The sequence below is a fragment of the Loigolactobacillus jiayinensis genome (assembly GCF_003946445.1).
GTDB lineage: Bacteria > Bacillota > Bacilli > Lactobacillales > Lactobacillaceae > Loigolactobacillus > Loigolactobacillus jiayinensis.
This window is the reverse complement of record NZ_RHOF01000035.1, coordinates 19,052-42,270: the sequence shown is the minus strand read 5'-3', so window position 1 is coordinate 42,270 and position 23,219 is coordinate 19,052. Positions and strand designations below refer to the sequence as shown.

General features: G+C 42.7%; 17 protein-coding genes. 16 read left to right on the top strand and 1 reads right to left on the bottom strand.

Translation table 11 applies throughout. From position 1 onward, the window contains the following. Positions 1-220 precede the first annotated feature (220 nt). From EKM80_RS09740 to clpB, 13 genes are all read left to right on the top strand, one after another. Complete coding sequence (locus EKM80_RS09740; protein WP_125552934.1) at positions 221-1,189, top strand: PhoH family protein; 969 nt, start codon at positions 221-223, stop codon at positions 1,187-1,189. A gap of 27 nt (positions 1,190-1,216) precedes the next feature. Continuing rightward, positions 1,217-1,693: an rRNA maturation RNase YbeY gene (ybeY, locus tag EKM80_RS09735; protein ID WP_125552933.1), complete on the top strand. Its 477-nt coding sequence runs from the start codon at positions 1,217-1,219 to the stop codon at positions 1,691-1,693. Beyond that, entirely contained in the window at positions 1,677-2,066 is a 390-nt protein-coding gene (locus EKM80_RS09730; RefSeq protein WP_125552937.1) for a diacylglycerol kinase family protein, read from the top strand. The genes ybeY and EKM80_RS09730 overlap by 17 nt, the downstream gene beginning before the upstream one ends. 77 nt (positions 2,067-2,143) lie before the next feature. Continuing rightward, positions 2,144-3,049: a GTPase Era gene (gene era / locus EKM80_RS09725; protein ID WP_125552932.1), complete on the top strand. Its 906-nt coding sequence runs from the start codon at positions 2,144-2,146 to the stop codon at positions 3,047-3,049. A gap of 13 nt (positions 3,050-3,062) precedes the next feature. Beyond that, a complete protein-coding gene (gene recO, locus EKM80_RS09720; protein WP_125552931.1) occupies positions 3,063-3,839 on the top strand; it encodes a DNA repair protein RecO in 777 nt (258 codons plus the stop codon). A gap of 267 nt (positions 3,840-4,106) precedes the next feature. Then, a complete protein-coding gene (gene glyQ / locus EKM80_RS09715; RefSeq protein ID WP_125552930.1) occupies positions 4,107-5,009 on the top strand; it encodes a glycine--tRNA ligase subunit alpha in 903 nt (300 codons plus the stop codon). 2 nt (positions 5,010-5,011) lie between these two features. Continuing rightward, positions 5,012-7,093 (top strand): glycine--tRNA ligase subunit beta, encoded by a 2,082-nt coding sequence (gene glyS, locus EKM80_RS09710; RefSeq protein ID WP_125552929.1) that lies wholly within the window; start codon positions 5,012-5,014, stop codon positions 7,091-7,093. 162 nt (positions 7,094-7,255) lie between these two features. After that, the gene (gene dnaG, locus EKM80_RS09705; RefSeq protein WP_125552928.1) at positions 7,256-9,106 is read left to right on the top strand and encodes a DNA primase; all 1,851 of its coding nucleotides are present in this window, start codon (positions 7,256-7,258) and stop codon (positions 9,104-9,106) included. Between the two features lie 179 nt (positions 9,107-9,285). Next, entirely contained in the window at positions 9,286-10,398 is a 1,113-nt protein-coding gene (rpoD, locus tag EKM80_RS09700) for an RNA polymerase sigma factor RpoD (protein ID WP_125552927.1), read from the top strand. Positions 10,399-10,554: 156 nt separating this feature from the next. Beyond that, positions 10,555-11,253, top strand: a complete 699-nt coding sequence (locus EKM80_RS09695; RefSeq protein ID WP_125552926.1) for a tRNA (adenine(22)-N(1))-methyltransferase — start codon at positions 10,555-10,557, stop codon at positions 11,251-11,253. Next, positions 11,246-12,382, top strand: a complete 1,137-nt coding sequence (locus EKM80_RS09690; RefSeq protein WP_125552925.1) for a Nif3-like dinuclear metal center hexameric protein — start codon at positions 11,246-11,248, stop codon at positions 12,380-12,382. Before EKM80_RS09695 ends, EKM80_RS09690 begins: the two co-directional genes overlap by 8 nt. Positions 12,383-12,407: 25 nt before the next feature. Continuing rightward, positions 12,408-13,646 carry a peptidase T gene (gene pepT, locus EKM80_RS09685; RefSeq protein ID WP_125552924.1) on the top strand — a complete coding sequence of 413 codons (1,239 nt, stop codon included), beginning with the start codon at positions 12,408-12,410 and terminating at the stop codon, positions 13,644-13,646. Between the two features lie 194 nt (positions 13,647-13,840). After that, positions 13,841-16,441, top strand: a complete 2,601-nt coding sequence (gene clpB, locus EKM80_RS09680) for an ATP-dependent chaperone ClpB (protein WP_125552923.1) — start codon at positions 13,841-13,843, stop codon at positions 16,439-16,441. A 31-nt stretch (positions 16,442-16,472) separates the two neighbouring features. Here clpB and EKM80_RS09675 read toward each other — a convergent pair whose 3' ends face one another. Then, positions 16,473-16,655 carry a DUF2929 family protein gene (locus EKM80_RS09675; RefSeq protein WP_125552922.1) on the bottom strand — a complete coding sequence of 61 codons (183 nt, stop codon included), beginning with the start codon at positions 16,653-16,655 and terminating at the stop codon, positions 16,473-16,475. 169 nt (positions 16,656-16,824) lie between these two features. Between EKM80_RS09675 and dnaE the strand changes: the two genes are divergently transcribed. The 3 genes from dnaE to pyk all read left to right on the top strand — a co-directional run bounded on the left by dnaE (position 16,825) and on the right by pyk (position 23,090). Next, the gene (gene dnaE, locus EKM80_RS09670; RefSeq protein ID WP_125552921.1) at positions 16,825-20,166 is read left to right on the top strand and encodes a DNA polymerase III subunit alpha; all 3,342 of its coding nucleotides are present in this window, start codon (positions 16,825-16,827) and stop codon (positions 20,164-20,166) included. Between the two features lie 142 nt (positions 20,167-20,308). Further along, the gene (gene pfkA / locus EKM80_RS09665; protein ID WP_125552920.1) at positions 20,309-21,268 is read left to right on the top strand and encodes a 6-phosphofructokinase; all 960 of its coding nucleotides are present in this window, start codon (positions 20,309-20,311) and stop codon (positions 21,266-21,268) included. A gap of 61 nt (positions 21,269-21,329) precedes the next feature. Then, entirely contained in the window at positions 21,330-23,090 is a 1,761-nt protein-coding gene (pyk, locus tag EKM80_RS09660; RefSeq protein ID WP_125552919.1) for a pyruvate kinase, read from the top strand. Positions 23,091-23,219 lie beyond the last annotated feature (129 nt).

Genomic DNA, 23,219 nt, shown 5'->3' with positions numbered 1-23,219 from the left:
ATAGATTACCACTTTGAGCAATCTATCAACAGGATAAAGTATAGAGCCTTTTTTTGACCTAAAATTTACGCCTAAAAAATTCTGCAAACAATGGCAGATGCTTTTTAAGCGTGGTTGTGCTATCATTTTTAATGATAATGACGCCATTAATTACTGAAAATAATGCATTAGTTATTCAGAAGAGACGTAGAAAAAATACGATGTGAGAAGGAGCCCGCTTTTGACAGAAGAACAAGCCGTTAAAGTATTTCGTGTCAGCAGCCCAGAACAAGCCGTCAGCTTAATGGGTAATCAAGACAAAAACCTTAGTTTACTGGAAGATGGCCTGCACGTGACGATCAATGCGTTTGGTAATGAAATTAAAATTACCGGTGCAAGTGAAGCCACCAGCCAGACTTATGCGGTGTTGACTAACTTATTACAGTTACTTGGTCAAGGCATTGCAATCAGTAGTGAAGATGTGATCAGTGCAATCAAAATGGCTACCCGCGGCACATTAGACTATTTTCAAGACCTGTACGCTACTGAATTAATTAAAAATCGTCGTGGTAAGCCGATTCGCGTGAAAAACTTCGGTCAGCGTCAATACGTACAAGCAGCTGACCATAATGATGTTACTTTTGGTATTGGCCCAGCTGGGACTGGTAAAACTTATTTGGCCGTGGTTATGGCCGTTGCCGCGTTGAAAAAAGGAACCGTAGAAAAAATTATTTTGACCCGGCCAGCAGTTGAGGCGGGTGAAAGTTTAGGCTTTTTGCCAGGTGACCTAAAGGAAAAGGTTGATCCTTATTTACGGCCAATTTACGATGCGCTATATGATGTCTTAGGCGCAGAACACACCACGCGCTTAATGGATCGTGGTGTGATCGAGATCGCACCACTGGCCTATATGCGTGGGCGAACGTTGGACAATGCCTTTGTTATTTTAGATGAAGCGCAAAATACGACACCAGCGCAAATGAAAATGTTTTTGACTCGCTTGGGCTATGGCTCGAAAATGATCGTTAATGGGGATATCACCCAGATTGATTTACCGCGTAGTGCTAACAGTGGTTTAGTCCAAGCACAGCGTATTTTACAAGATATTGATCATATTACTTTTGTTAATTTTAGTGCTGCTGATGTGGTGCGCCATCCAGTGGTGGCCAGCATTATTGCGGCTTATGATAAGCAAAGTCGGCAAGCATAATATTATTTTTGAAGGGTAGGAAGTTGTGTGGATTTAGAAATATTTGACCATACGGAAGCCGCATCTGCGGAACATTTAAAATTGATTCAAGACGTCTTAGAATTTGCTGGTAATTATATGAAGTTACCTGCGGATACGGAAATGTCAGTAACGTTGATGCATAATGATGAAATTCATCAAATCAATAAGGATTATCGTAATACAGACCGAGCCACTGACGTGATCAGTTTTGCTATCGAAGAAGATCCTGATGATCAAGATGTGATCATTTTGCCAGATGATGTTCACGTGCCGCGTAACATCGGTGATTTAATGGTTTCAGTTGATAAAGCGCAGGAGCAAGCTGATGAATACGGCCATTCTTTTGAGCGCGAATTAGGTTTCTTAGTCGTTCACGGCTTCTTACATCTAAATGGATACGATCATATGCGCTCACCAGAAGACGAAAAAATCATGTTTTCATTACAGCGAGAAATTTTGGATGCGTATGGGCTTAAAAGATAGACAGACCACTAAAAATCATAATTTAGGTCAGAGTATGCGGCATGCAGTCGCTGGCCTAGTTGAGGTTGTCCGTTTGGAACGCAATATGCGCTGGCATTTATTAGCTGGTTTATTGGTATTGGGCTGTGGCTGGTGGTTGCACTTGGACCGTGGCGACTGGCTCTGGCTGGTACTCGCTATTTTTATGGTGATCCAAAGTGAATTGGCTAATACGGTGGTGGAAAATGTGGTTGATCTATTAACGGCCCATCACTATACCGTGGCCGCTAAATACGCCAAAGATTTGGCGGCAGCAGCTGTATTAGTCGCCGCACTTTTTGCCATAATTGTTGGCTTGGTCATTTTTTTACCCAAATTATTAGCGCTAATTTAGAGCGTAAAGTAAAATCGATTTTTAATGAAGCTAGGTAAGTACGCTTAAAGTACAACCTAATTAAGGAGCAGCATAAAATGAGTGAAACAGAATTCCATTCTGGGTTTGTCGCAATCGTTGGTCGGCCCAATGTCGGTAAATCAACCTTTTTAAACCGCGTTGTTGGTCAAAAAGTTGCTATTATGTCGAATAAGGCCCAAACCACCCGCAACAAAATTCAAGGGATCTATACCACTGATCATAGTCAAATTGTTTTCATTGATACACCAGGGATCCATAAGCCACAAAATAAGCTGGACGAGTTTATGCTGAACTCAGCAACTTCTTCGCTAAATGAAGTGGATGCTGTTTTATTTATGGTCAGCGTCAAAGATAAAATGGGTAGCGGTGATGCTTTCATTCTGGAGCAATTAAAGCATGTTAAGCAACCAGTCTATTTGATCGTCAATAAAATCGATACTGTGCACCCCAATGATTTATTGCCATTTGTGGAACAGTACCAAGCTGAGTTTGATTTTGCTAACGTCTTCCCAATTTCTGCATTGGAAGGTAATAATGTTGATGAATTATTGACGGCATTAAATCAAAATTTACCAGTTGGTCCACAATATTATCCCGATGACCAAATCACCGATCATCCAGAATACTTTGTTGTTTCGGAATTAATTCGGGAAAAGATCCTTGAATTGACCCGTGATGAAGTTCCACATTCTGTTGCAGTTAATGTGGAGCGGATGCGGCGCAACGATAATGACAAACTAAAAGTTGAAGCAACGATCATTGTCGAACGTGAAGGTCAAAAAGGCATTATCATCGGTAAAGGTGGTAAAATGCTAAAAGAGATCGGTACCCGTGCACGCCGTGATATTGAACATTTGTTAGGTGACAAAGTGTATTTGCAATTATGGGTTAAAATTGATAAAAATTGGCGCGATAATCCACGCTACTTAAACGAATTAGGTTACCAAAAGAAGAATTACTAACCAGGAGGTTGCGTTGGCACAACGAGAAATTACTGATTTTAATGGCGTTGTCATGTTGCGAAAAGATTATCGTGAGCGGGATATGTTGGTTAAGATCTTAACTGATCGTTTCGGCAAGAAAATGTTTTTTATTCGTGGGGCTCGTAAGCGCGGGTTTCGGTTGGCAGCAGCAATTTTACCATTTACCCATGGCACCTTTATAGGTGATGTGCGGCCCGAAGGCTTGTCGTTTATCAATGCAGCTAAGGAATACCGGCAGTGGCAATCAATCAGCCAAGACATTACACTCAATGCCTACGCGACCTATATTTTAAACTTGATCGATGTGGCTTTTCCTGATGGTCAACCACTAGAACGCTGGTATGAACAAACGCAATTAGCCTTACGGTATATCGATGATGGTTTTGATCCACAAATCATCACTAATATTATGGAAGTGCAACTGTTACAAGTTTTTGGTGTGGCGCCGCATTTAGAAAGCTGCGTGGTTTGTCAACGCACTGATTTACCATTGGATTATTCACAAAGCTATGGTGGCGTGCTGTGCCAACAACATTGGTCACTGGATCCTTATCGCTTTCACGGCAGTGCACGCGCTATTTATCTGTTGCGCTTATTTTCGATAATTGATCTGCGTAAGTTGAATTCGATCACGGTTAAGCCAGCGACGAAGCAAGACCTAAAGCGCATGATCGATCGAATCTATCAAGATAGCACGGGCCTAGCGTTAAAGAGTAAACATTTTATTGATGAAATGGCCAATTGGGATGGTTTGTTAAAACGTGATTGACAACTTTTAAGAAAAGCCGTAGAATCTGTATCAGTGAATGAAGACGGAACGGTGTTAAGCAATACTTTAAGCGAGCCTGAGTTGGTGGAAGTCAGGTAGGTAATTGCTTGGCGTGGCACTCTCGAGTTCGAATTGAATTACAATGAAGTGTTAGCAAAGTAATTTGCTAGAACTAGGGTGGAACCGCGCACTTGCGTCCCTATGTCGTGTTTTTTGACGGCATAGGGACTTTTTATATGCCGCGAACTTAGAAATGGAGGATTTGTTATGAGTCAGAAATTAAATGTTCAAGAAATGATTTTGACCTTGCAACGTTATTGGGGCGATCAAGGCTGTATGTTAATGCAAGCTTACGATACGGAAAAAGGCGCCGGCACGATGAGCCCCTATACTTTTTTACGGGCGATCGGACCAGAACCATGGAATGCGGCCTATGTGGAACCTTCACGGCGGCCAGCTGATGGTCGGTACGGCGAAAATCCTAACCGGTTATACCAACATCACCAATTTCAAGTAGTTATGAAGCCATCACCAGCCAATATTCAAGAACTGTATTTAGGTAGCTTACGTGAATTAGGCATTGAACCATTAGAGCATGATATTCGCTTTGTTGAAGATAACTGGGAGAATCCATCAATGGGTTGTGCCGGTGTTGGTTGGGAAGTTTGGCTCGATGGTATGGAAGTAACTCAGTTTACGTATTTCCAAGTTGTTGGTGGGTTAAACGTTAAACCAGTTACTTCAGAAATTACGTATGGTATTGAACGGTTAGCTTCCTACATCCAAGACGTGAACAGCGTCTTTGATTTGGAATGGGGCGACGGGGTCAAGTACGGCGAAATTTTCAAAGAACCTGAATATGAACATTCAAAATACTCTTTTGAAGAAAGTAATCAGGCGATGTTATTACAATTATTCGATATGTATGAAACTGAAGCTAAAAAGCAAATCAAAAATGGTTTGGTTCACCCAGCCTATGACTATATTCTCAAATGTAGCCATACTTTCAACTTGCTGGATGCACGTGGCGCCGTCAGTGTGACTGAACGTGCCGGTTATTTAGCGCGCATCCGAAATATGGCCCGTGCTGTGGCCCGTGCCTTTGTTGACGAACGGGAAAAGTTAGGTTTCCCCTTACTTAAGGACGCAACAAAAAAGGAGGAGGCATAGTTATGAGTCAAACATTTGTACTAGAAATTGGGTTAGAAGAAATCCCTGCTCACGTTGTTACCCCTAGTCGTGAGCAATTGGTTAAGCGCACCGCTGACTTTTTAAAAGCACAGCGCTTAGATTACGGTGAGATCAAGTCCTTTGCAACTCCCCGGCGGTTAGCGGTTATGTTAACTGACGTTGCAGCGAAACAAGCTGATGTTAAGAAGGAATTACGCGGTCCGGCCAAACGAATTGCTCAAGATAAGGATGGTAATTGGACTAAAGCGGCGCAAGGTTTTGTCCGTGGTCAAGGGTTGACGACTGACGATATCACGTTTAAACAGCAAAAAGGTGAAGACTATGTTTTCGTGAACAAGTTTACGCCGGGCAAGTCAGCGACTGAAGTTTTAAGTGGGTTAACTGAAGTTATCACAAGCATGACTTTCCCAACTAATATGCACTGGGGCAGTTACGACTTTGAATACATTCGGCCAATTCATTGGCTAGTTGCGCTGTTGGATCAAGCCATTGTACCATTACAGGTTTTGAACATTAAAAGTGGCCGCACGACACAAGGCCATCGTTTCTTAGGCCAACCGGTTGCCCTAGCTCAAGCTGCCGATTATGAAGCTGCGTTAGCGAAACAATTTGTCGTTGCCGATCCTGACAAACGTAAAGCTGAGATCAAGCAACAGATTACGACTTTGGCCAAGGAAAATAATTGGGTGGTTGAGCTAGATCCTGATTTATTGGAAGAAGTTAATAATCTAGTTGAATACCCAACTGCTTTTGCTGGTAGCTTTAAAACCAAATATTTACAAATGCCAGACGAAGTGTTGATCACCTCAATGAAGGATCATCAGCGTTTCTTCTACGCGCGTGACCAAGCTGGTAAGTTGTTGCCGATTTTCATCTCAGTGCGCAACGGAAATCGGGCGTATTTAGACAACGTGATCAGTGGGAACGAAAAGGTGTTGACGGCACGATTAGAAGATGCCCAATTCTTCTACAATGAAGATCAACAACAAACAATCGCTGACTACGTTGAACGTTTGAAGAAAGTCACGTTCCATGAAAAAATTGGAACCATGTATGAAAAAATGCAGCGGGTACAATTGATCGGTCAACTGATTGGTAAAAACGTTGGTTTAAATTCAACTGAATTAGCGGATCTACAACGTGCCAGTGAAATTTACAAGTTTGACTTAATGACTGGGATGGTCGGTGAATTCCCTGAATTACAAGGTACAATGGGCGAAAAATACGCCTTGTTACAAGGGGAAAATCCGGCTGTTGCGACGGCAATTCGTGAACATTATATGCCGATCTCAGCCGATGGTGAATTGCCACAAACTACGGTTGGTGCAGTTTTGGCTGTGGCCGATAAACTTGATAGTATCACTAGCTTTTTCGCCGTTGGTTTAATTCCTAATGGGTCCAACGATCCATACGCTTTACGGCGTCAAGCTGCGGGGATCGTCCGTATTGTTAAGGCAGAAAACTGGCATTTAGATATTTCTGCGTTGCAACAAGAAAGTAGCCACGTATTAGCTGAACACAAAGCTACCTTTGGCTTGAAACTGGACGCTAATATTGTTGACTTGCAACAATTTGTTAATGAACGGATGCGCCAATGGTTTAGTCAACATAAAGTGCGCTATGACATTGTCGATGCTGTTTTAGCGAGTCACGAAAACGATCTACAAGGGATGTTTGCGGCTGCTAAAGTATTAGAGCAACGTAAAGACGATCCTGCCTTTAAAGCAACGATCGAAGCTTTAACGCGTGTCTTGCGCCTCAGTGAAAAAGCTGATTTTGGCCCACAAGCTGATTTAAAAGTTGAGCCTAGCTTGTTTGAAAATGATGCTGAAAAGCAACTTTATACTGCAGTTGAAGCCGTTCGGGATCAAGCAGTTGGTCGGACGATCGCTGAAAATTACCATGCATTAGAGGCATTGCGGCCATTGATCGCTGATTACTTTGATGCGACTATGGTGATGGTTGATGATGAAGCGGTACGGAATAATCGCTTGAAACAATTAGTTATTTTGGCACGGTTAATTTTCAGTATTGCTGATTTAAATCAATTGATCGTTAAATAACGTGTTATAATAAAAAATTAAACTACAAGCAAACCGGTTGCTGGTTCAGCCAGCTTGTGCTATAGTTAATGATGTATTTTTGTGCTCGTTCGGCTCTGAAAAGTCGCACTCATTTTGGGTGCGACTTTTCGAAGCTTATGGCTTGAGAGTAAGGTGATCAATGTGGCAACAAGAATTCCAGAGGACGTTGTGGAACAAATTCGCGATGCTGTTAACATCACTGATGTCGTTGGACAATATGTGCAGTTAAAGAAATCTGGTCGTAATTTATTTGGCTTATGTCCCTTTCATGAAGAGCGCACACCGTCATTTTCAGTAACTGAAGACAAGCAAATTTTTCATTGTTTCAGTTGTGGCCGTGGTGGTAATGTTTTTAAATTTATCATGGAAATCGAAAGTCTTTCTTTTCCGGAAGCGGTGACGCGGGTTGCTGAGTTAGGTCATGTTAATATTGATCTGTCTAATTATGCTGATCATGCGAGCAATGAAGTAGCTCCTAATTCACAGCAGCAGCAATTACGTCAGCTTTATGCGGATGCCGCAGCTTTATTCCAACATATTTTACTGAATACCAAACTTGGTGAAACGGCGTTAGCATATACGCAGCAGCGTCAATTGTCTCCAGATTTATTAGAAACGTTTAATATTGGTTATGCCCCAGATGAAAATAATTTATTGACCCGTTTTTTTGCAGAGAAAAAACTTGATTTTAATTTATTACGCCATTCTGGTTTATTTACTGAAAATAGTGATGGAACATTGCGGGATCGTTTTGTTGATCGGGTGATGTTTCCAATTAAAGATGGTCAAGGTAACGTGATCGCTTTTTCTGGTCGCGCCTTGACTAAACGTGAAAATCAGCCGAAGTATCTAAATAGTCCAGAAACTGATTTATTTAATAAGCGTGACGTTCTATTTAATTTTGATTTAGCTAAGGCTGAGATTCGTAAGGCCAAGCAAGTTGTGTTATTTGAAGGTTTTATGGATGTGATTGCTGCTTATCGAGCTGGTATTAAGTATGGTGTTGCTTCAATGGGGACTAGCTTGACCAATGAGCAACTTTATCTGTTGCAACGGGCGACTGAGCATTTGATCGTGTGTTACGATGGTGACCAACCAGGTATGAAGGCGACTAACCGGGTCATTACTTTATTGCACAACGATCCGCGTTTTCAGCTGAGTATTGTGACCTTACCAGAACAATTAGATCCAGACGAATACGTTAAAAAGTATGGTGCGGAACGTTTTCGTGACGTCTTAACTGGCGGGATGGAAACAGCTGTCGGTTTCCGGCTACGCTATTTAAAGCAAGACCGTAATTTGGATAATGAACAGGATAAGTTAACGTACATTGATGCGGCGTTACATGAGCTAGTCAATGTGAGCTCGGCGGTCGAACGGGATATTTATCTAAATCGACTCAGTGACTCTTTACAGGTCACTTATGAGGCGTTAGTGACCCAGTTACAGGACTATTTGGTTGATGCGACGGCGCAACGACAAGCGGCGCCACAAGCCCGACACGAGATTGCGCCACCGCCGCAGGTGCATCAGCAACAAGCTAAGCTAACGCGTGCGGAGCGCGCAGAGCGTGGCTTGCTGAATCTATATTTTAAATTAGCTGATGTCCGGGTTGCTATGCAAAATCAGACTGATTTTCATTTTATCCATGAACCATATCAGGTGATCTACCAACTGGCAACTACTTATTTTGCCGTGCATGATCATTTTGTTATTGCACAATTTATGGATCAAGTAACGGATGATCGGTTGCAAGGTTTGGTGATCACCATAGATCAAATGGTCTTTGATGAGCAGACGGTCCAGGAACAATTTCAGGATTATTTACGGGCCCTGCAACAGGCTAGTCTGGAGCAACAGTTATCCGCGGCGCAGACTCAATTACAAGAGGCTAGTCGTAACGGGGATAGTATTGGTTCGCTAAATGCGGTTCAAACAATTATTCGCCTGAAACGGCAAATGCAACCAGCCGGCGATTCTGATGTTGGCTAGAGTAGTTGAAAAAGTAATTTTTATTGAACTAAATTGAGTAGCTACAGTGTACCAATATATTTATTAGCGTTATGATAGACACGATAGTGAGTGAAACTGCGGTTGTAAATTATTAGATGCTCATTTTTAGGGATATTAAGTAGTGATTATAGTGAGATTGAAATAGGGAGGCCGATTTAATGGCAAAAGAGACTGTGAAGAGTAATAAGAAACTGGAAACGGCGCTCAAAGCACTCATCAAGGAATATAAGCCTGAAAAGCAAATTCAGGAGGATAAGCTGACTGAGCAGATCGTTGCGCCATTCAATTTGCAGTCTGAAGCAATTGAGAAAGTCATTTTGCGAATTGAAGACCAAGGAATCAGTGTTGTTGATGAAAACGGTGAACCTTCACAACAAAGCTTGAAGAAAGAAAAGAAAGTTTCTAAAAAAGCGTTGCATGATGTATCGGCACCAGCTGGGATCAAGATCAATGATCCAGTACGGATGTATTTGAAGGAAATTGGCCGAGTACCGCTGTTAACGGCTGATGAAGAAGTTGCCTTGGCTTTAAAAATCGAACAAAGTGACGGCGAAGCTAAACAACGTCTGGCGGAAGCTAATTTACGGCTGGTTGTTTCAATTGCTAAACGTTATGTTGGCCGTGGAATGCAATTCTTGGACTTGATTCAAGAAGGTAACATGGGCTTGATGAAGGCTGTTGAGAAATTTGATTACCGTAAAGGTTTTAAATTTTCAACTTATGCCACGTGGTGGATTCGTCAGGCAATTACCCGTGCGATTGCCGATCAGGCGCGGACAATTCGTATTCCCGTTCATATGGTCGAAACAATCAATAAATTGATTCGAATCCAACGTCAATTGTTACAGGATTTAGGGCGTGAACCAACACCTGAAGAAATTGGTGCAGAAATGGATATGCCAACGGATAAGGTTCGGGAGATCTTAAAGATCGCGCAAGAGCCTGTATCGTTGGAAACACCAATTGGTGAAGAGGATGACTCACATTTAGGTGACTTCATTGAAGACCAAGATGCTACTAGTCCAGCGGATCATGCAGCTTATGAATTGTTGAAAGAACAATTGGAAAGCGTTTTGGATACCTTGACTGATCGTGAAGAAAATGTTTTACGGTTACGTTTTGGCCTAGATGATGGGCGGACGCGGACTTTGGAAGAAGTCGGTAAAGTCTTTGGCGTTACCCGTGAACGGATTCGTCAGATTGAAGCGAAGGCGTTACGGAAGTTACGCCATCCAAGTCGTTCAAAACAATTAAAAGATTTCTTAGAATAGATTTTAGCTTAAGGCAAACATCGTTACGGTGTTTGCTTTTTTTGTTTGGAAAAATTTGTGGTGAGCGGCGTCAGTAAAGTGGCGAGAAAACATTTTAAATGGTGCGGTTGGCTGTTACAATAGAAGTAATATCTGTCAAATAAGGGATTGAATAGTGTGAATAAACATCATTTAACAAAGCGTTTAAGTGCAGTTGCGGGTTACGTTCCTCAAGGGGCGCGGCTAGCTGATATTGGCTCCGATCATGCGCTGGTGCCGATTAATTTAGTGGCCAGTGGTAAAATCGATTACGCAGTGGCTGGCGAAGTAATTGCTGGACCATTTTCACGGGCAGAAACTGCTATTGCTGAAGCTGGGCTGGCCGCACAGATTCAGGTGCGCTTAGCGGATGGCTTAGCGGCAATCCAAGTTGCTGATCAAATTGATACAGTCGTGATCGCTGGTATGGGTGGTATCTTGATTCGCGATATTTTAGCCCGTGGCTGGCAAACGTTGAAAACAGTGAAACGGTTGGTGCTAGAGCCAAATGTGCAAGAAGATGTAGTGCGTACTTGGTTAATGCAGCAACAATTTAGGATTGTTGCCGAAACAATTTTACGTGAAGATCAACATACCTATGAAATTATAGTTGCTGAGCCAAGTTCGCACTCTGTGAGCTATACAGCGCAGCAAATTAAATTTGGGCCATTGTTAATGCAAGCTAAAACGCCAGAATTTCAGGCTAAATGGCAACATCAACACTTGACTAATCAGCGTATTTTAGCAAATCTAGCACAAGCGCAAAATGTACCACAAGCTAAAATGACTGCGTTACAAGCGGAAAATCAGCAAATTATGGAGGTGCTTCATGGTTAAGGTCAAGGATTTTATTCAACGCTTTGAACAATTTGCGCCACGCTATTTGGCGGAACAAGGTGATCCAGTTGGGATGCAGATCGGTTCAACGCAACAGACGATTCATCGCGTTTTAGTGACGTTAGATGTGCGGCCGGAAGTTGTTAAAGAAGCCATTGCCAAAAAAGTTGATTTTATTTTTACCCATCATCCTGTTGTTTTCCATCCAGCTAAGAATCTGGTAACTGATGATCCGCAAAACGCCATGTATGCAGAACTATTGCGCCATCATATCGCCGTTTATGCCGCACATACGAATTTAGATAGCGCTAATGGTGGCATGAATGATTGGTTAGCTGAACAATTACAATTGCAAAATATACAGGTACTACAACCAAGCTATCGCCGGCGTATCAAGAAATTGGCCACCTATGTGCCAGAAGCCAATGCAGCAGCGATGCGGCAGGCGTTAGCGGCGGCTGGTGCTGGTCAGCTTGGTGATTATTCAGCGGCTAGTTTTAGCTATGCTGGGACTGGCCGCTTTACACCAGACAATGGCGCACAGCCGTTTATTGGTCAGGTTGGACGAGCAGAAGCCGTAGCGGAAACCAAGGTTGAAGTTGTTTTTCCTGAAGACTTAACTAACCCGGTGTTGGCGGCAATGTTCAGTACGCATCCCTATGAGGAGCCAGCCTATGATTTGTTTACGTTAGACAACGCAACTGGTGAGCAATTTGGGATTGGCCGCGTTGGTGAGCCTAGCAAAACGATGACGATTCGCCAGTTTGCGGAATTCACACGAACAGTTTTTGCGGTTAATGGGCTGCGCCTAGTCACTCATAATCCTGACGACCTAGTTAAACGGGTGGCGGTGATTGGCGGTGACGGTGGTAAATTCTATCCAGCGGTGCTACAGCAACAAGCTAATGTTTTTGTAACTGGCGACGTTTATTATCATACGGCGCACGATATGTTGGCGGCGGGCTTATCAGCAGTTGATCCAGGACACCATATCGAAAGTATTGTTAAGACTAAGGCGATACCGCTATTTGAACAGTGGGCACAAGCACTGGCCTGGACTGACGTGACGTTTATGGCGTCAACGTTGAGTACTGATCCGTTTACGTTTATAAGTTCAACTAACGATTAACATAATTTTATTGGAGGTCAATTAAATGGCTAATTATACAACTTTAGTACCCCGTTTTTTACGTTACGTTAAGGTTAATACACGCTCTAACCCAGATTCAACAACGATTCCGTCTACACCTAGTTTGGTTACTTTTGCGCAAGATTTAGCTCAAGAAATGCGAACAATTGGTTTACAGAATGTTCATTATTTAAAAGAAAATGGCTATGTGATTGGTACCTTACCCAGTAATTTAGACCATTCAGTACCAGTGATCGGTTTTCTAGGTCACTTTGATACGGCTGATTTTAATGCTGAAGGGATCAAGCCACAGATTGTTGATAATTATGATGGCCAGTCAAAAATTAAGCTAGATGCGGCTGGTCAGTATACCTTGAACACAACTGATTTCCCATTCTTAGCTAATTACGCCGGCCATACACTGATTACCACTGACGGCAGCACGCTACTTGGTGGTGATGACAAGGCGGGGGTTTCTGAGATCATGACGGCAATGGAATACTTAATTCAACATCCAGAAATTAAGCATGGTGAATTGCGTGTTGGGTTTGGCCCCGATGAAGAGATTGGCACTGGTGCCGATCATTTTGACGTGCAGGATTTCAACACTGCCTTTGCGTATACTGTCGATGGTGGGACTGAAGGCCAGCTGGAGTATGAAACTTTTAATGCCGCTGAAATGAAAGTGCACATTCAAGGCAAAAATGTGCATACTGCCACTGCTAAAGGCGTGATGGTCAATGCACTGCAATTAGCTGTTGATTTTCAAAACGGCTTACCCCAAGCAGAAGTTCCAGAAAAAACTGCTGGTTTAGCTGGCTTTTTCCACTTATACCAGCTAAATGGTAATGTTGAAGAAGCTGATATGACCTACATTATCCGCGATTTTGAGCGTACAGGATTGGAAGCACGTAAGGCCCGTGCCCAAGAATTGGCCGCTAAGTTGAATCAACAATTTGATATGGAACGGATCACACTGTCTATTTTTGATCAATATTATAATATGGGCGAAATTTTGAAAAAAGATATGACCAGTGTTGAACTAGCCAAAAAGGCAATGGAGAACCTTGGTATTAAACCAATTATCGAGCCTGTTCGTGGTGGCACTGATGGTTCAAAAATCTCCTTTATGGGCTTGCCAACACCTAATATTTTTGCTGGGCCGGAAAACATGCATGGCCGGTATGAATTTGTGTCTGAGCAAGTAATGGCGAAAGCTGTCGCGACAATTTTGGAGATTTCACGATTAAATAGTCAGGCATAATTCAGTCTTAGGACGGAAGCAAACGGACTTGTAGGCGTGTTATTGTAAGGTGTCATTTTAATTAGTCAAAGATGGTCAAAATAGTTGAGTAGAACATAGGTTCGTGATATGCTTTATTCAGCAACTAGTTAAAGGATGATTGGTGGTGCATAACTGCCGATTTTTTCAGTGATAGTTTACGGGAGGTAAGTCATTTGAATCCAGAAAAATCAACTCAAGCGGTACAGGATGCTTTAGCTGAAGCGCAACAGATTGCGGTAACACGCAAACATCAAGAAATCGATGTGGCACATTTATTTAAGTTTATTGTGCAGCCAGGCCAATTAGGTCGACAGATCTATGAAAAAGTCGGCGTTGATCTCGGTCAGTTTGAAGCAAAAATCGATCAGTTATTAGACGAAACACCAGGCGTTGAAGGTAATGTACAGTACGGCCAGAGTATGAGCCAAAATTTGTATAAATTACTACAAGCAGCGGATCAAGTGCGGGTTAGTTTTAACGATGATTTTATTGCTACGGAAAGTGTTATTTTGGCGCTGATGGCCTTAAAGTATCATCCATTGACGCAATTCTTGACCCAAGCAGGGATCACAGAGGCTAAATTACAAGCAACGATTACAGAAATGCGAGCTGGTGAACGGGTGACTTCAAAAAATCAAGAGGCACAATATCAAGCGTTGGAAAAATACGGGGTTGATTTAGTCAAGGCTGTTCGGACTGGTGATCAAGATCCGATTATTGGCCGGGATGAAGAAATTCGTAACGTGATCCGCGTTTTGTCGCGTAAAACTAAAAACAATCCAGTCCTGATCGGTGAACCAGGTGTTGGTAAAACTGCCATTGTTGAGGGTTTAGCACAACGAATCGTCAATAAGGATGTACCAGATAACTTAAAGGATAAGACTATTTTCAGTTTGGATATGGGCGCGTTGATTGCGGGGGCAAAATACCGTGGGGAGTTTGAAGAGCGCCTTAAGGGTGTATTGAAAGCTGTTAAGAAAAGTGACGGCCAAATCATTCTCTTCATCGATGAGATCCACAATATCGTTGGCGCCGGTAAAACGGAAGGCAGTATGGATGCTGGTAATTTATTGAAACCTATGTTGGCTCGGGGTGAACTCCATTTGATCGGGGCCACGACCTTAGACGAATATCGGCAATATATGGAAAAGGATAAGGCTTTGGAGCGGCGGTTCCAGCGAATTCTAATTCAAGAACCAACCGTTGAAGATACGATCAGCATTTTACGTGGCTTGAAAGAACGTTTTGAAATTTTTCATGGTGTTCGAATTCATGATAATGCGTTAGTGGCGGCGGCAACTTTATCTGACCGCTACGTGACCGATCGTTTTTTACCAGATAAGGCAATTGATCTAATCGATGAAGCTAGCGCCAACATCAATGTAGAAATGAATTCACAGCCGACTGAACTAGATCAAGTGACGCGGCGCTTAATGCAAATGGAAATTGAAGAAGCAGCCTTAAAAAAGGAAACTGACGCCGTTTCAAAAAAACGTTTAGCTGAATTACAAAGTGAATTAAGTAATTTACGTGAAGAAGCTAATAATTTGAAAATGCAGTGGGAAGCCGAAAAGGAAGACATTAATTCGGTTAACACTAAAAAATCTGAATTGGATAAGGCTAAGCGTGAATTACAAGATGCACAAGGCAAATATGACCTAGAGACAGCAGCACGGCTACAACATGGGACGATTCCAGAATTGGAGAAGCAATTAGCCGATTTAGAAAAGCAAGATCGGCCCGATGATTGGTTAGTTCAGGAATCAGTGACTGAGGATGAAATTGCGGCAGTGGTTAGCCGGCAAACAGGGATCCCAGTGGCCAAATTAGTTCAAGGTGAACGTCAGAAATTACTGCATCTAGGTGACAGCTTACACCAACGGGTTGTCGGTCAAGATCAAGCGGTGACAGCAGTAACGGATGCCGTACTACGCTCACGAGCGGGCTTACAAGATCCCAATCGACCATTAGGCTCGTTTCTATTTCTTGGACCAACTGGGGTCGGCAAAACTGAGTTAGCGAAGGCGTTAGCAGAAAATTTGTTTGATTCTGAATCACATATGGTTCGCATTGATATGAGTGAATATATGGAAAAAGCGTCTGTTTCGCGGCTAGTTGGTGCAGCACCTGGTTACGTTGGTTACGAAGAAGGTGGCCAACTAACTGAAGCTGTCCGACGCAATCCATATTCAATTGTGTTGCTAGATGAAGTTGAAAAAGCGCATCCTGATGTGTTTAATATTTTACTACAGGTATTAGATGATGGGCGTTTAACTGATGGCCAAGGGCGGACAGTTGATTTTAAAAATACAATTATTATTATGACCTCTAACTTAGGTTCAGAAATTCTACTGGATGGCGTTGATGAGCACGGCCAAATCTCGGCGGCTAGTCAAGCACAAGTCCAACAATTGATCCAAACTAAATTTAAGCCAGAATTTCTTAACCGAATCGATGATATTATCATGTTTACACCGTTGAGCTTAAGTGATGTGCAGGCAATTGTGGTTAAGTTGCTCGAACAATTAGAACAGCGGTTAACTGACCAGGAGATCACCTTAACGATTTCTGAGAGTGCTAAAAAATGGTTGGCGGATAAAGGCTATGATCCAGCCTTTGGTGCGCGGCCGTTGCGGCGGTTTATTACGCGCAAAGTAGAAACCCCATTGGCCAAGGAAATTATTAGTAGCCGGGTAGCACCGCATACCACGATCAATATTAATTTATTAAATGATCAATTAGTATTTGAAAATGAAGCTGTGCAAGCAGAGTAAACAAAAAAGACCGGCAAATGTCGGTCTTTTTTTATTTACTAGTTGCGGATTTTGTATCAAGGACGTGTGGTAAAATGCAAACAATCACGCCAAAGATTGCTGAAACGATTGCTACAGAAATGACACTATAAGGCCGTGAAGTCACGGCAGAGCCAATGTAACCTACTAATTGGCCCAGAATCAAAGCCCAAATTACGACGATAATATTTTTCATGCCGGCACCTCTTTCTACTTTGATGATTTTAGCATAATTTACGGATAAGTGAAAGCGTTGAATGCATTAACTCAGTGTCAGTAGCCAAGTAAAATAAAGGCAATCGGTTAGGGGAACTCGTTTTCGTTTGGTATAATTATCAGTATAGTCAATGAAAGGACGTGGCGAATTGAGCTTTGTACAATTACAAGTGAAAAGTACCTTCAGTTTACTTGAAAGTTCATTAACGATCGCCGATTTAGTTAAAAATACAAAAGCACAGGGGTACACGGCAGTTGGGTTGACTGATTTTCAATCGTTATCGGCCAGTATTGATTTTTATACTGCTTGTCGTACTGCTGGTTTGCAGCCGATATTAGGGTTAACCATTGCGCCGAACGGCTTACTGACAACAGAACAAGCTGCGCCGTTACTGGTTTATGCACTGGATCAAGCTGGTTATCAGGCATTATTAAAGTTATCGACTCATTTAATGACCAATGAAGCAGGGGTACCAATAACCGCGTTGCAACCGTACTTAGCTCATTTGGCTGTGATCACACCTGCTTATGCTGCCGAATTACCAGATTTAGTGGCAACCGATATGGCGCAGGCGCAGCAATATGTACAACAATTGCAGGCGTTAAAACCAGCCCAATTACGCTTAGGCGTCAGTTTACAGCCGGAAGGACAGCCCTATATTGCAGGTCTTAAGCAAATCAGTCAAAGTAGTGGCATACCGCTGATTGCTTTAGAAGATGTGTGCTACTTGGCGCCGGAAGATGCTTTTAGTGTCACTGTGTTACAGCATATCAAGGCTGGCACAACCTTGGCGACCACTGACACGCAACAAACAGGCAGTCATTATTTACCAACAGCGGCTGCCATTACCGAGCGCTACCAAGCTAATGGGTTAGCGGCAGCCGCAGCAGAAACAGTCCGTTTTGCCGCTAGTAGTCATTTAGAAATTAAATTGCATCATTCGTTATTACCGAAATTTCCAGTACCAACAGACCAAAGTAGTCACATCTATTTACGGCAAACAGCAGAACAAGGGCTAAAGCAACGTTTTAGTGATGGTCAAATTCCTGTAGCCTACCAGCAACGCTTGGATTATGAGCTTGGTGTGATCCAGAAAATGGGGTTTGATGACTATTTTCTGATTATTTGGGATGTTATGCAGTATGCGCATCGCGTGCATATTTTAACAGGACCAGGACGTGGTTCGGCTGCTGGGGCCTTGGTTGCTTATGCTTTAGCCATTACCGAAGTCGATCCACTTCAATATAACTTACTGTTTGAGCGTTTTTTGAATCCGGAGCGGCATAATATGCCGGATATTGATTTGGATATTCCAGATAATAAGCGCGAGCAGCTACTACAATACGTTCATGACAAATACGGTCAGCAACACATGGCGCAAATCATTACTTTTGGTACTTTGGCGGCTAAGCAGGCGTTGCGCGATGTTGGTCGGGTATTGGGACTGACTCAATTTGAAATGGCGGATTGGTCCAAGGCGATTCCTAACGTGTTACACATTGATTTAAAAACTGCCTATGACCAATCGCTGCGTTTACGTAATTTAGTTAGTGATAGTCCACGCAACCAGCTGCTGTTTGCGACTGCGCGTAAGCTTGAAGGGTTACCACGGCATTACTCGACCCATGCGGCGGGGATTGTGCTCAGTGACCAAGATTTAACTGATTATGTACCGTTACAGACTGGTAGTGAGGGTATTTTACTGACCCAGTTACCAATGGGCAACGTAGAAGCACTCGGTTTGTTAAAAATGGATTTCTTGGGCCTACGTAACTTAAGTATTTTAGCGAACGCATTGAATTTAATTAAACGACAAACGGGCAAAGCATTAGCGATTGCGCAAGTGCCATTGGATGACGCCGCCACTCTAGCGCTATTTCAGCGTGGGGATACGGATGGCGTATTCCAGTTTGAATCTGCGGGGATTAAAAATGTTTTGCGGGAGCTACAACCGACGAGCTTTGAAGATGTTGTTGCAGTTAATGCTTTATATCGACCAGGACCAATGGTCAATATTCCGACATTTATTCAGCGCAAACATGAGCAAAAGGAGCCCGACTATCCAGATCAACGGATCGCGACAATTTTAGCGCCAACTTATGGTATCTTGGTCTATCAAGAACAAGTCATGCAAGTAGCAGCGGCGATGGGTGGTTTTAGCCTTGGTGAAGCCGATAGCTTGCGTCGGGCGATGAGTAAAAAGAAAAAAGCAGTGATCGATGCCAAGCGGGATGAATTTGTAGCTGGTGCACTGCAACAGAATTTCACTCAAGAAACAGCAACACAAATGTATGATTACATTGAACGATTTGCCAATTATGGCTTTAATCGTTCTCATGCAGTGGCTTACAGTATGGTGGCCTTCCAGTTGGCTTATCTTAAAACGCATTATCCGGCAGCTTTTTTTGCGGCGTTACTGAATTCAGTGATTGGCAACCCGACCAAAACCAAAAGCTATTTAGCTGCGGCCAAAAAGCGCCATTTGACGATTTTGCCGCCAGATATCAACCAAAGTCAGTTGACCTACACGCTTCAGCAGCCGAATAAGATTCTGTTTGGCTTATTGTGCATCAAGGGGTTGCGGCGCCAATTTGTGACTGCGTTATTAACGGAGCGGCGCACCAACGGTCGGTTTAAATCGTTGGAACAATTTCTTCAGCGCTTAGCTAAATTGGATGATAAGTGGGTGAACATGTCCTATTTGGAACCACTGATTTATAGTGCTGCTTTTCATGAATTTAATGCCAATCGTGGTGCGTTGTTAAAGCGAGTCCCACAATTGATTGCGACGACGACTTTTAGTGGACAAAGTGAGCTATTGGCGGAAGAATTAGCGCTGAAAGAAGAAGCAGTACCTGATTTGACCTTAGCTGAGAAGCTAGATCAGGAAGAAACTTATTTGGGTGCTTATTTATCCGGTCATCCGGTGGAAAAATATGCTAATCTGCAATGGTTGAAACCGACCGTGGCGATTAGCGAGTTAGTAGCTGGCAAGCGCCAAGCCGTGTTACTATTTATTAAGCGGATCAAAGTGATCCGAACTAAGCGTGGCGAACAAATGGCCTTTATTACCGCTAATGATCCAACGGATGAGCTCGACGTGACCGTTTTTCCACGGTTATACCGCAAAGTTAGTTCTTGGCTGGAAAAAGGTCAGGTGATCTACGTGGCGGGTAAAGCCGATGATCAACGCGGTGAGTTGCAACTGTTGGCAGAACAAATTCAAGCGGCAACGGCATTAGAACAACAATTGCCGCAACAGATGCTTTTTTTGCGTTTAGAGCAGGCGCAAACAATAGCTGTACAAAAATTACTACAACAAAATAAGGGGACGACGCCAGTGTTATTATTTTATCCGGCAACAAAGCGTAAATTATTGTTGCGGCAAAACTATTGGATCGATTTGACCAGCACGGTAGTCGAGCAATTAGCAGGCGTGTTAGGGGCTGAAAATGTGGTTGTGAAAGCGAAAACGTTGCCTGCACCCTGAATGAAACCGATTTAAAATGAATTTGTGATGAAAAATTCAAAGATTAAGCAGACATATTTTCTGAAAAGTGGTATGATATTTCTGGGTTTGAGTACAGGTGCTTGTGCTTTAACAAATTAAACAAAATGCCTGAGGTGAAGAAATGAAACGCATTGGGATTTTAACCAGTGGTGGCGATGCGCCGGGTATGAACGCGGCAATTCGTGCAGTCACTCGGAAAGCGATCCACGAAGGACTAGAAGTATACGGAATCAACTATGGTTATGCTGGCTTAGTTGCCGGGGATATCTTCAAAATGGACGAATCCTCAGTCGGTGACAAGATTCAGCGCGGTGGGACTTTCTTGTATTCTGCTAGATATCCGGAATTTGCTCAAGTTGAGGGACAGTTAAAGGGTATTGAACAATTAAACAAGTTTGGTATTGAAGCGTTAGTTGTTATCGGCGGCGATGGTTCTTATCATGGTGCCTTACGTTTAACTGAACATGGTTACAACGCAATTGGTTTACCAGGAACGATCGACAACGATATTCCTTACACTGACTTTACAATTGGTTTCGATACAGCAGTTAATACTGTTTTGGAATCAGTCGATCGGATCCGCGATACTGCTACTAGTCATGAACGTACCTTCGTTATCGAAGTTATGGGTCGTGGCGCTGGCGATATTGCGTTATGGTCTGGTGTTGCCGGTGGTGCTGAAGCGATCATCGTACCCGAAAAAGAATTTGATATGCAAGCAATTGCGGATAAGATTCGTGCGGGCCGTAATCGTGGTAAGAAACATAGCTTGATTATTTTGGCTGAAGGCGTTATGCACGCCGACGAATTTGCTGAAGAATTAGGCAAGTTCGGTGATTTCCATACTCGTGTAACCGTACTTGGCCACGTGCAACGTGGTGGTTCGCCAACTGCCCGTGATCGCGTTATGGCGTCACAAATGGGTGCTTATGCGGTCGATCTTTTATTGCAAGGTAAAGGCGGCTTAGCAGTTGGTATTGAAAACAACAAGATCGTTTCTCATGACATTCTTGATTTATTTGATTCCAAGCACCACGCTGAATTGTCGCTGTTTGATTTAAACAGAAGCATTTCATATTAATACTCGATAAAAATGACACTAAAGTCTTTTTATAAAAAATTCCAAGGGAGAGATTCTACCTATGAAGAAAACCAAGATCGTAAGTACACTTGGTCCTGCTAGTTCCGACAAAGCAACAATTAAAAAATTGATCGAAGCTGGTGCTAACGTATTCCGTTTCAACTTCTCACATGGTGATCATGCAGAACATGAAGACCGGATGCAACAAGCACGTGATGCAGTTAAAGAAACTGGTAAGATGATCGGCTTTATGCTGGATACTAAGGGTGCTGAAATTCGCACTACAGTTGAAAAAGAAGGCAAAATTGCGTTCAAAACCGGCGATGTAACACGTATTTCAATGGATGATTCCATTGAAGGGACTAAAGATAAGATTGCGGTTACTTATCCAGGTTTGTTTGATGATGTTCATGTTGGCGGCCATGTCTTATTTGATGATGGTTTGATCGACATGAAAGTCACTGAAAAAGATGACGCCAACAACGAACTTATCGTTGAAGTTGAAAACGACGGTTTACTTGGCTCCCGTAAAGGTGTTAACGCACCTGGCGTAGCAATCAACTTACCAGGGATCACTGAAAAGGATGCTTCTGATATCCGTTTTGGTTTAGACCATGATATTGACTACATTGCTGCTAGCTTTGTTCGTAAAGCACAAGATGTTTTAGATATTCGTGAATTATTAGAAGAAAAGCACATGGAACATGTCCAAATCTTCCCTAAAATTGAATCACAAGAAGGTATCGACAACATCAGTGAAATCTTAAAGGTTTCTGATGGTTTGATGGTTGCTCGTGGTGACATGGGTGTCGAGATTCCTGTTGAAAACGTCCCAATTATTCAAAAACGTTTGATCAAGATGTGCAATGCAATTGGTAAACCAGTTATCACTGCCACTCAAATGTTAGATTCAATGCAAGAAAACCCACGGCCTACTCGTGCCGAAGCTACTGATGTTGCCAACGCTATCTTTGATGGTACTGATGCAACAATGCTTTCTGGCGAAAGTGCTAACGGTAAATACCCTGTAGAATCAGTTGCAACGATGGCAAAAATCGCTGAACGCGCTGAAAAAGCAATGGTTGATGCTGACTCATTCGCTTTGAAAGAATTCAGCAAGACTGACGTTACAGAAGCAATTGGTCAATCCGTTGCCCATACTGCTCGTAACTTAGGCATCCGTACAATTGTTGCTGCAACTGAATCTGGCTTCACTGCCCGGATGATCTCCAAGTATCGTCCTAAGTCAGACATCTTGGCAATTACTTTTGACGAACGCACTCGTCGCGGCTTGGCCGTTAACTGGGGTGTTCAACCAATCGTAACTGACAAGCCAGCATCAACTGATGATATGTTCAACTTGGCTTCACAAAAAGCACAAGATTTAGGTTTCGCTAAAGAAGGCGACTTGATCTTGATCACTGCTGGTGTGCCAGTTGGCGAACGCGGTACAACTAACGTTATGAAGATCCAATTGATCGGCTCAAAATTAGTTGAAGGCCAAGGCGTTGGCGATCAAACCGTTATTGGTAAGACTGTCATTGCGACTTCAGCTGCTGAAGCTAATCAAAAAGCGGTCGAAGGTGGTATCTTAGTTGTTAAGACAACTGATAAAGATTACTTACCAGCAATTGAGAAATCAAGCGCATTGATCGTTGAAGCTGGCGGATTAACTAGTCATGCTGCTGTTGTTGGTATTGCAATGGGTATCCCAGTTGTCGTTGGTGCAACTGATGCGACTTCATTGATTGCTGATGACGAAGTAATTACTGTTGATTCTCGTCGTGGTATCATTTATCGCGGTGCTTCTAACGCAATGTAATTTTTAAATTAAAGCCGTCGTGTTTGACACGATGGCTTTTTTTTGTGCTATCATTAATGAAAGTACGGGTAAAAATTGAATTAATTTTTCAATATAACTGGCTATATTAAAATAAAAATATTAATAAAA